11 protein-coding genes and 2 pseudogenes are annotated in these 10,388 nt (G+C 64.7%); 12 read left to right on the top strand and 1 reads right to left on the bottom strand.

Annotation, left to right across the window (positions count from 1 at the left end; all coding sequences use genetic code 11):
* From A5906_RS45530 to A5906_RS33410, 12 genes and pseudogenes are all read left to right on the top strand, one after another.
* Positions 1-83: pseudogene (locus tag A5906_RS45530) on the top strand (chromate transporter); the annotation flags it as partial.
* The gene (locus tag A5906_RS33460) at positions 80-610 is read left to right on the top strand and encodes a chromate transporter (RefSeq protein ID WP_080139390.1); all 531 of its coding nucleotides are present in this window, start codon (positions 80-82) and stop codon (positions 608-610) included. The pseudogene A5906_RS45530 and the gene A5906_RS33460, both read left to right, overlap by 4 nt.
* A 96-nt stretch (positions 611-706) precedes the next feature.
* Positions 707-1,468 carry a tripartite tricarboxylate transporter TctB family protein gene (locus A5906_RS33455; RefSeq protein ID WP_080139389.1) on the top strand — a complete coding sequence of 254 codons (762 nt, stop codon included), beginning with the start codon at positions 707-709 and terminating at the stop codon, positions 1,466-1,468.
* 7 nt (positions 1,469-1,475) lie between these two features.
* A complete protein-coding gene (locus A5906_RS33450; protein WP_080139388.1) occupies positions 1,476-2,990 on the top strand; it encodes a tripartite tricarboxylate transporter permease in 1,515 nt (504 codons plus the stop codon).
* Positions 2,991-3,123: 133 nt separating this feature from the next.
* Positions 3,124-4,107 (top strand): tripartite tricarboxylate transporter substrate binding protein BugD, encoded by a 984-nt coding sequence (locus tag A5906_RS33445; RefSeq protein ID WP_080139387.1) that lies wholly within the window; start codon positions 3,124-3,126, stop codon positions 4,105-4,107.
* A 170-nt stretch (positions 4,108-4,277) separates the two neighbouring features.
* Positions 4,278-5,072: a thymidylate synthase gene (locus tag A5906_RS33440; RefSeq protein ID WP_014493053.1), complete on the top strand. Its 795-nt coding sequence runs from the start codon at positions 4,278-4,280 to the stop codon at positions 5,070-5,072.
* Complete coding sequence (locus tag A5906_RS33435) at positions 5,073-5,558, top strand: GNAT family N-acetyltransferase (protein WP_080139386.1); 486 nt, start codon at positions 5,073-5,075, stop codon at positions 5,556-5,558.
* Positions 5,558-6,070 (top strand): dihydrofolate reductase, encoded by a 513-nt coding sequence (locus A5906_RS33430; RefSeq protein ID WP_080139385.1) that lies wholly within the window; start codon positions 5,558-5,560, stop codon positions 6,068-6,070. The genes A5906_RS33435 and A5906_RS33430 overlap by 1 nt, the downstream gene beginning before the upstream one ends.
* 153 nt (positions 6,071-6,223) lie before the next feature.
* The gene (hflK, locus tag A5906_RS33425) at positions 6,224-7,366 is read left to right on the top strand and encodes an FtsH protease activity modulator HflK (protein ID WP_080139384.1); all 1,143 of its coding nucleotides are present in this window, start codon (positions 6,224-6,226) and stop codon (positions 7,364-7,366) included.
* On the top strand, positions 7,363-8,259 hold the full coding sequence (hflC, locus tag A5906_RS33420) for a protease modulator HflC (protein WP_080139383.1): 897 nt from the start codon (positions 7,363-7,365) through the stop codon (positions 8,257-8,259). The genes hflK and hflC overlap by 4 nt, the downstream gene beginning before the upstream one ends.
* Before the next feature lie 70 nt (positions 8,260-8,329).
* Entirely contained in the window at positions 8,330-8,536 is a 207-nt protein-coding gene (locus A5906_RS33415) for a DUF2065 domain-containing protein (protein WP_018640847.1), read from the top strand.
* A 143-nt stretch (positions 8,537-8,679) separates the two neighbouring features.
* Entirely contained in the window at positions 8,680-10,185 is a 1,506-nt protein-coding gene (locus A5906_RS33410; protein ID WP_080139382.1) for a Do family serine endopeptidase, read from the top strand.
* 95 nt (positions 10,186-10,280) lie between these two features.
* Here A5906_RS33410 and A5906_RS45525 read toward each other — a convergent pair.
* Positions 10,281-10,388: pseudogene (locus A5906_RS45525) on the bottom strand (phosphoserine phosphatase SerB); the annotation flags it as partial.

Below are 10,388 nucleotides of genomic sequence, written 5' to 3'. Positions count from 1 at the left end.
TGCCGCTCCAGGCGGTGCTGCTGGTTGCGATCCCCGTGAGCATCGGCGCCACCTTCCTCCTGCGGCGGAAGGTAGCAGTGTGAGTACCGAGAATCCTGTCTGGGCGCTGATCTCGACCTTCGGCCTGATGTCGCTGTTCGCGGTCGGCGGCGCCGCCGCGGCGGTGCCCGAGATGCACCGCATCGCGGTCGACGTGCATCACTGGATGACCGACAAGCAGTTCGCGGATGCCTATGCGATCGCACAGCTCTCGCCAGGTCCAAATGTGCTTATCGTGACGTTAATCGGCTATGCCGTTGCCGGCATCCCGGGCGCGCTCGCGGCGACGCTGGCGATGTGCCTGCCGACCGCCCTGGTTGCCTATTATGTCAGCCATCTCTTGAACCGGCCAAGCCAATCGCGTTGGCCGGCCCTGATCCAGACTGCACTGGTTCCGCTCTCGATCGGATTGATGGCGGCGAGTGCCCTGATCCTGGCCGAGGCGACCGACCGGACGATTGCTGCACTGCTTCTGACCGCGGTGGTTGCGGTGAGCGCATCGGTCTCGCGCATCAATCCACTCTGGCTCCTGCTCGCCGGGGGCCTGTTGGGTTTTGCTGGCATTGTGTGATGAAAATCGCTAGGCAATGCTGCGGCCCGGGGGATCTCTTTCCAGCCGATTTAGAACAACAGTGCTCGTGACTTACGGGTCGCGGAGGAGACATGCATGGCCGAGACGATGGGCCACTCAGCGACAGCCACCCGAAACACCTCGGTGGTGATCGGTTTCTGCCTGCTGGCAATAGCGCCGCAGATCTTTGAATTCATCTGGTCGATCGGGACGATCTTCGGCTGGGGTGCGGGACGCGGCCCGGCTACTGTCCTGATCAGCCATGCCACCGCGCTGGTCACGGGCGCTCCCGCGGCCCTGATCGGAGCGGCCGGCGGCGAGACCAAGAAGTCGTCCTCCGACGTGCTGCTGGCGCTGATCTATTCCTACCCCATCCTTGCGGTGGCGATCGTCACGCTGTTCATGACCATCCGGTCGGCGCAGGACTATGTCGGCGGCGTCATTCTGATGGCGGTCGCCTTGTTTGCATTGTGGGCTTCGAGCGATCTGCAGGGGATGCGCGGCTTCTCCTTCGGCGCGGGCACCGCGCCGCGGATGTTCGGCGGGCTACTGGTCGCCCTGTCCGCCGGCATCGCCCTGTCCGGCCTCCTGGCCGACGGGCCGTCGATGGCGCATTATTCCTGGCGCGGGCCGTTGTTCGTGATGGTCGCGATCCTGTTCTTCGCGCTGGCGATCCGGCCGCTCGGCCTCGTTGTCACGGCCTTCGCGAGTTTCATGATCGCTGCGACGGGGTCGCATGAGACGCGCTGGCTGGAGGCCGCCATCGTCGGCGCCTGCCTGACGCTCGGCTGCGCGATCCTGTTCCCTTACGTGCTGGGACTGCCGATGCCGATGTTTCCGCGTTTCCTGATCCAGTGAGGGTGTGATGGATATTTTTGCCAACCTCGCTCACGGCTTTGTCGTCGCGCTCTCTCCGATCAACCTGCTGATGTGCCTGATCGGCGCCCTCGTCGGCACGCTGGTCGGCGTTCTCCCGGGCATCGGCACCATCGCAACCGTGGCGATGCTGCTGCCGATCACTTTCGGACTGCCGCCGGTCGGCGCGCTGATCATGCTCGCCGGCATCTATTACGGCGCGCAATATGGCGGCTCGACCACGTCGATCCTGGTCAACATTCCAGGTGAGGCGACATCGGTCGTCACTGCCATCGATGGTCACCAGATGGCAAAGCAGGGCCGTGCCGGCCCGGCGCTGGCGATCGCTGCGATCGGCTCGTTCTTCGCCGGCTGTGTCGCTACCATCTTGATCGCCGTGCTCGGCGCGCCGCTGACAAAGCTCGCACTGGCCTTCGGTCCGGCCGAGTATTTCTCGCTGATGGTGCTCGGCCTGATCTTCGCGGTGGTGCTGGCCAAGGGCTCGGTGCTGAAGGCGATCGCGATGATCGTATTCGGCCTGCTGCTGTCGATGGTCGGCTCCGACATCGAGACCGGCGCCTCGCGCATGGCGTTCAACATTCCGGAACTGGCCGACGGTCTCGGCTTTGCGACGGTCGCGATGGGTGTGTTCGGCTTTGCCGAGATCATCCGCAATCTCGACGCCGGCGCCGAGATGAACCGCGACCTCGTGCAGCAGAAGATTACCGGCCTGATGCCGACCAGGAAGGACCTGATCGACTCGACGCCGCCGATCCTGCGCGGCACCGTGCTCGGCTCGATCCTCGGCATTCTGCCGGGCGGCGGCGCGGTGATCGCCTCGTTCGCGGCCTATACGCTCGAGAAGAAGCTCGCCAAGAACCCGTCGCGGTTCGGCCGCGGCGCGATCGAGGGTGTTGCGGCGCCGGAAAGCGCCAACAACGCCGCGGCACAGACCTCCTTCATCCCGTTGCTCACCCTCGGCATCCCACCGAACGCGGTGATGGCGCTGATGGTGGGTGCGATGACCATTCACGGCATCGTGCCGGGTCCGCAGGTGATGCAGAAGCAGCCGGATCTCGTCTGGGGCATGATCGCCTCGATGTGGATCGGCAATCTGATGCTGATCATCATCAACCTGCCGTTGGTCGGAATCTGGGTCCGGCTGCTGCGCGTGCCGTACCGCCTGATGTTCCCCTCGATCGTGATCTTCTGCGCGATCGGCATCTATTCGGTGAACAACGCGCCGGTCGACGTCATCCTCGCCGGCGTGTTCGGGCTCGTCGGCTACTGGCTGATCAAGCACGATTTCGAGCCGGCGCCGCTGCTGCTCGGCATGGTGCTCGGGCCGCTGATGGAGGAGAACCTGCGCCGTGCGCTCTTGATCTCGCGTGGCGACTGGAGCGTTTTCCTGACGCGTCCGCTGTCGGCGGTGCTGCTGGCCGTCGCGGCGAGCCTGCTGATTCTCACGGTGCTGCCGGTGCTGCGTGCCAAGCGCGACGAGGTGTTCACCGAGTCCGAGAACTGATCCCTGCGTCAGCGCGGCGCACTGCGTCCGCTCGCCGCATTCGGAAGTCGAATCGACGTGTGTGATGTCTTCGTGACATGAAAATGCCGGCCCTTGTGGCCGGCATTTTTGTTTGTGTCCCGGGGAAAACGATATGACCTCTCTTCGCGCGCTCGCTACGGGCGCCTGTGCGGCGGCGCTCGCATCGCTGTGCGCCTTTGTCGCACCAGCCGCGGCGCAAACCTATCCGACGCGCAGCCTCACCATGATCGTGCCGTTCGCGGCGGGCGGTCCGACCGATGTCATCTCGCGCATCGTCACCGCGCATATGGCGCAGACGCTCGGACAGAGCATCATCATCGAGAACGTTGTCGGTGCCGGCGGCACCACCGCGACCACGCGTGCAGCGCGTGCCGCCAATGACGGCTATACGCTCATCACCGGGCATATGGGCACGCATGCGGCGTCCGTGCCGCTCTATCCGCAGCTCGCCTATCATCCCGAGAAGGATTTCGAGCCGGTCGCGCTGCTCGCGGGCACGCCGATCCTGATCCTCGCGCGCAAGGACTTTCCGCCGAAGGACCTGAAGGAGTTCGTCACTTACGTAAAGGCCAATGCCGAGAAGGTGAACGCGGCGCATGCCGGCGTCGGCTCGGTCTCGCATGTCTCGTGCGAGCTCCTGCACTCCATCCTCGACGTCAAGCCGGTCGGCGTGCCCTTCAACGGCACCGGCCCCGCGATGAACGCGCTGGTGGCGGGGCAGGTCGACTACATGTGCGACCAGATCGTCAATGCCGTGCCGCAGATCAACGCCGGCACGATCAAGGCCTATGCGATCGCAACGCCGGAGCGCAATCCGTCGCTGCCGAGCGTGCCGACAACGACGGAAGCCGGCCTGCCTGCATTCCAGGCCCAGGCCTGGAACGCGATGTTCGCGCCGAAGGGAACTTCGCCTGCGATCGTCGCGAGCCTGAACGCCGCTGCCGTCAAGGCGCTCGACGACGAGACCGTGAAGAAGCGCCTGCTCGAGCTCGGCAGCGTCATCCCGGTTCCTGCGGACCGGACCCGGGAGGCCCTCGCAACCCTCGTCAAGAGCGAGATCGCGAAATGGACGCCGGTGCTCAAGCCGGCAAGTTAAACAGTATAATCAAGCCGATAGGCGAGGGGCGGGACGCGAGTTCCGCCCCTTGTCGTTTGCCCCGGGAACACTCACTTTTCCTTGTATAATCTGTGGGACCAGCGAATCACTGCTGTCGCAGCGCGGAGGCGGCCGTTAAGTTTGCCGCCTTCCCAAAGGCTCAGTCGCACATGCACCAGTACCAGGACCTGCTCGAGCGGATTCTTTCAGACGGCGCCGAGAAGACCGACCGGACCGGCACCGGCACGCTGTCGGTGTTCGGCCATCAGATGCGCTTCAATCTGTCGGCCGGCTTCCCGATGCTGACCACCAAGCGGCTGCCGCTGAAGGCGATCGTGCACGAGCTGCTGTGGTTCCTGAAGGGCGACACCAACATCAAATATCTGCGCGACAACGGCGTCACCATCTGGGACGAGTGGGCCGACGCCAATGGCGATCTCGGCCCGGTGTACGGCCATCAGTGGCGCTCCTGGCCCACGGCCGACGGGCGCAGCATCGACCAGATCGCTAATGTCATCGACATGATCAAGCGCACCCCGGATTCGCGCCGGCTGATCGTCACCGCCTGGAATCCGGCCGACGTCGAGAAGATGGCGCTGCCGCCCTGCCACCTGCTGTTCCAGTTTTATGTCGCCAACGGCAAGCTGTCGTGCCAGCTCTATCAGCGCTCGGCCGACGTCTTCCTCGGCGTGCCCTTCAACATCGCATCCTATGCGCTGCTCACCATGATGGTCGCGCAGGTCACCGGCCTCAAGCCCGGCGACTTCGTGCACTCGCTCGGCGACACGCATCTCTACTCCAACCATCTGGAGCAGGCACGGCTCCAGCTCACGCGCGCGCCGCGCGCGCTGCCGGTGATGCGGATCAATCCTGACGTGAAGGACATCTTCTCCTTCCGCTACGAGGATTTCGAGCTCGTCGGCTACGATCCGCATCCGCACATCAAGGCGGAAGTCGCGGTCTAGATGTCACTGAACATCCGCCGCGCGCGCTCCGACGAAGCCGGGCTCGTTCTTTCCTTCATCCGCGAGCTCGCCGAGTACGAAAAGCTCTCGCACGAGGTCGAGGCGAGCGAGGCTGACATCGCGGCGGCGCTGTTCGGCGAGAGGCCACAGCTCTATTGCGCGATCGCAGAATGGAACGGCGAGCCGGTCGGTTTTGCGGTGTGGTTTGCCAATTTCTCCACCTTCAGCGGCCGCCACGGCATCTATCTCGAAGATCTCTTTGTGCGGCCCTCGCATCGGGGCAAGGGCTTCGGCAGGGCGCTGCTGGTCTATCTGGCAAAAGAATGCATCGACAATGGCTGGTCGCGCCTGCAATGGGCGGTGCTCGATTGGAACGCGCCGTCGATCGCGTTCTACAAGTCGCTGGGCGCTGTGATGATGGACGACTGGACGCTGTGCCGCGTCACCGGTCCTGCGCTGAGGCAGCTTGCCGGGAGCGCGTCCTGATGGAGATCGTCTTTGTCGTTGCGATTGCGGAAAACGGCATCATCGGCGCCGGCAACGCGATGCCATGGCGCTTGAAGTCCGACATGGCGCGCTTCAAGGCGCTCACGATCGGCAAGCCCGTGATCATGGGCCGCAAGACCTTCGAATCCCTGCCCCGCCGTCCCCTGCCGGGCCGCACCAATATCGTCATCACGCGCGATGCGGACTATCGCGCCGCGGGCGCCATCGTCACGACATCGGCGACGGACGCAGACGCGGTTGCGCGCGGCGATGCCCTGCGGCGTTCGGTCACCGAGATCGCGGTGATCGGCGGCGCCGAGATCTTTCGGCAATGGCTTGATCGCGCCGATCGCCTCGAAATCACCGAAGTGCATGCGCGGCCCGACGGCGACACCCATTTCGACATCGACAGGGCAGAATGGGATGAGGTGGCGCGCATCCGTCATCCTGCGGGCCCCGACGACAGCGCCGACTTCTCCTATGTGACATATCGTCGGCGGTCGTCCCATTAACCGCATTCGCCAATGTTAACATTGACTTTTCTGCCCCCGAGCTTAGCTCGGAGGACGGCTAAGGCTGCGTTGTAAGGGACCTGCCTGTCCCCTATAAAGCCGGACCGGACAAAGCGGGCGGGGGCAATTCCACCCTGCCGAGGAGAGCGTCGAATGCCGTGGAAGAATCAGGGCGGTGGCCCGTGGGGCTCGGGTCCGAAAGGACCATGGGGCTCAGGCCCGCAACCGGTCGGGCCGAGACCGCCGGATCTGGAAGACCTTCTCCGGCGCGGCCAGGACCGCCTGCAGCAGATCATGCCGGGCGGCTATTTCTCCGGTGTCGGCATCACGCTGATCATCCTGCTCATCATCGCGTTCTGGCTGCTGTCGGGCTTCTTCCGCGTGCAGTCCGAAGAGCGTGGCGTCGTGCTGCGATTCGGCAAGCATGTCCGCACCGTGGACCCCGGCCTGAATTATCATCTGCCTTATCCGATCGAGACCGTGCTGCTGCCGAAGGCGTTGCGCGTCAACACCACCTCGATCGGCATGACCCTGATCGATGATCCAGCCCGGCGCAGCCGCTCCATCCGCGACGTGCCGGAAGAGAGCCTGATGCTCACCGGTGACGAGAACATCGTCGACGTCGACTTCACCGTGCTGTGGCGCATCAAGCCTGACGCCGGCGGCGTCGGCGACTTCCTCTTCAACATCCAGAACCCGGAAGGCACCGTGAAGGCGGTGGCCGAGAGCGCGATGCGCGAGGTGATCGGCCGCTCGCAGATCCAGCCGATCCTGACCGGGGCGCGCAACACGATCGAGCAGGGCGTGCAGGAGCTGATCCAGAGGACTCTCGACAGCTATGGCGCCGGCATTCTCGTCACCCAAGTGCAGATGCAGAAGGTCGATCCGCCCGCGCAGGTGATCGATGCGTTCCGCGACGTGCAGGCGGCGCGCGCCAATCTCGAGCAGCTGCAGAACGAAGCGCAGACCTACGCCAACCAGGTGGTGCCCCAGGCGCGCGGTCGTGCGGCGCAGATTCAGCAGGCTGCCGAAGGCTACAGGGAGCAGGCGATCGCCGAGGCCAAGGGCCAGAGCGCGCGCTTCCTGAAGGTTTACGAGGAATACAAGAAGGCTCCCGACGTGACGCGTGAACGGATCTATCTGGAGACGATGGAGCGCGTGCTCGGTGGCGCGGACAAGCTCGTCTATGACGGCGGCTCCTCGGGCCAGGGCGTCGTGCCCTTCCTGCCTCTCAACGAATTGACGACCAAGCGGCCGCCTGCCGCCGGCCAGCAGCCGAGCGGAGGCAACCGATGAGGTCTCCGGTTACAGGTTTCGTCGCGCTGCTCGGCCTCCTGCTCGTCGTGATTGTCGGCTACATGTCGCTGTTCACGGTGCAGCAGACCGAACAGACAATCGTGCTCCAGTTCGGCAAGCCCGTCGACGTCGTCACCGATCCCGGCCTGCACTTCAAGGCGCCTTGGAATTCGGTGATCAACATCGACAAGCGGATTCTCGATCTGGAGAACCCGTCGCAGGAAGCGATCGCGTCCGACCAGAAGCGGCTCGTGGTCGACGCCTTCGCGCGCTACCGCATCAAGGACGCGCTGCGCTTCTATCAGAGCGTCGGCTCGATCCAGGCTGCCAACATCCAGCTCACCACGCTCCTGAACGCGGCGCTGCGCCGCGTGCTCGGCGAGGTCACCTTCATCAACGTGGTGCGCGACGACCGCGAGAAGCTGATGCTGCGCATCCGCGACCAGCTCGATCGCGAGGCCGACGGCTACGGCATCCAGGTCGTCGACGTCCGGATCCGGCGCGCCGACCTGCCGGAGCAGAACAGCCAGGCGGTCTATCTGCGCATGAAGACCGAGCGCGAACGCGAGGCGGCCGAGTTCCGTGCGCAGGGCGGCCAGAAGGCGCAGGAGATCCGCTCCAAGGCCGACCGCGAGGCGACCGTGATCATCGCGGAAGCCAATTCGCAGGCCGATCAGACGCGCGGCGCGGGCGATGCCGAGCGCAACCGCCTGTTCGCCGAGGCCTACAGCAAGGATGCGGACTTCTTCTACTTCTACCGGTCGATGACGGCATACGAGAACGGGCTGCGTGCGAACGACACCCGCTTCCTGCTGCGGCCGGAGTCGGATTTCTTCCGGTATTTCGGTAACCCGACCGGCAAGAGGGCGGCCGAGACGCCGGCGAAGCCTTAAGCTAGACAGGGCGGCGGTTCTGCCGCCCTTCGTCCAGACCAAGAACAGCAACACGGGAGGTTCCAATCCGATGAGGTCCATTGCGTTCGCCGACTTCCTCATCGGCTTGGGCATTCTGTTCGTGCTGGAAGGCTTGATGTTTGCGGCAAGTCCGAACTGGATGCGCAAGGCCATGAAAAGTGCGATGGCCACCCCCGACCACATCCTGCGGGCGGTCGGGATCGGTTCGGCCGTCGTCGGCCTGATCCTGATCTGGGTGATGCGGCGTCCGATCTAGCCGCGAGGCCAACGCCAAAGTGAAGGCGAGAAGCCGGTTTTCGCCATATTATCCGCCTGTTGAGGCCCGTTAAGGTCCGCGCTTGCGCCGTGCCCCCGTTCGAGCGCAGTCTGGCGCCGAATCCTTATTCTCTGGAGATCACAATGACCGCTGCCATCATTGCCCCGACCCGCTTGCGCCATGGTGTGCGAATTGGGCTGGCCGCGCTCGCTATCAGTGCTTTCGGCGCGCTCTGCAGCCCGGCTCAGGCGCGCGGACCGGATGGCATCGCCGACGTCGCCGAGAAGGTGATCGACGCGGTCGTCAATATCTCGACCTCGCAGACCGTCGAGGCCAAGGGCGGCGGCAGCAACACCATGCCGCAGCTTCCGCCCGGCTCGCCCTTCGAGGAGTTCTTCGACGACTTCTTCAAGAACCGACGGGGTCCCGGCGGCGGGAGCAAGGGCGGCGACAACGGTCCGCCGAAAAAGACCAATTCGCTCGGTTCCGGCTTCATCATCGACACGTCGGGCGTCGTCGTCACCAACAACCACGTCATCGCGGACGCCGACGAGATCAACGTCATCCTCAACGACGGTACCAAGATCAAGGCGGAGCTGGTCGGCGTCGACAAGAAGACCGACCTCGCGGTGCTGAAGTTCAAGCCGACCAAGCCGCTGGTCGCGGTGAAGTTCGGCGACAGTGACAAGCTGCGCCTCGGCGACTGGGTGGTCGCGATCGGCAATCCCTTCAGCCTGGGGGGCACGGTGACCGCCGGCATCGTCTCGGCCAAGAACCGCGACATCTCGTCCGGTCCCTACGACAGCTACATCCAGACCGACGCCGCCATCAACCGTGGCAATTCCGGCGGCCCGCTGTTCAACCTCGAAGGCGATGTCATCGGCGTCAACACCCTGATCATCTCGCCCTCCGGCGGCTCGATCGGCATCGGCTTCGCCGTGCCGTCGAAGACGGTTGCGGGCGTCGTCGACCAGCTCCGCCAGTTCGGCGAGCTGCGCCGCGGCTGGCTGGGCGTGCGCATCCAGAGCGTCACCGACGAGATCGCCGAGAGCCTCAACATCAAGCCCGCGCGCGGCGCGCTGGTTGCCGGCGTCGACGACAAGGGCCCGGCCAAGCCCGCCGGCATCGAGCCCGGCGACGTCGTCGTCAAGTTCGACGGCAAGGACGTCAAGGACCCGAAGGACCTGTCCCGCGTCGTCGCCGACACCGCGGTGGGCAAGGAGGTCGACGTCGTCATCATCCGCAAGGGCGAGGAGCAGACCAAGAAGGTCACGCTCGGCCGTCTGCAGGATCCCGACAAGGTGCAGGCCGCGGTGAAGACCGACGAGCCGGCGCCCGAGAAGCCGGTGACGCAGAAGGCGCTCGGTCTGGATCTCGCGGCGCTGAACAAGGACCTGCGCACGCGCTACAAGATCAAGGACAGCGTCAAGGGCGTGGTCGTCACCAATGTCGACGCCAATTCGGATGCCGCCGAGAAGCGCCTCTCCGCCGGCGACGTCATCGTCGAGGTTGCGCAGGAAGCGGTGTCGAGCGGTGCCGACATCCAGAAGCGCGTCGACCAGCTCAAGAAGGACGGCAAGAAGTCGGTGCTGCTGCTGGTCTCGAACGCGGACGGCGAGCTGCGATTTGTCGCGCTGAGCGTGCAGTAGCTTCATCCGTCATTCCGGGGCGATTCGAAGCATCGAACCCGGAATCTCCAGGTTCCGGGTCTGGTGCTTCGCACCATCCCGGAACGACGATCGTGTCAGACCTCCACAAACTCCTCCCGCCGATACCCCTGTGCATAGAGCAGAGCGGTAAGATCGCCATGGTCGATCCGCGCAGCTGCGGCGGCCGCAACGGCCGGCTTGGC

Origin of the sequence: Bradyrhizobium sacchari (assembly GCF_002068095.1) — a bacterium.
Lineage (GTDB): Bacteria > Pseudomonadota > Alphaproteobacteria > Rhizobiales > Xanthobacteraceae > Bradyrhizobium > Bradyrhizobium sacchari.
This window is presented reverse-complemented; position numbering and strand designations above follow the sequence as displayed.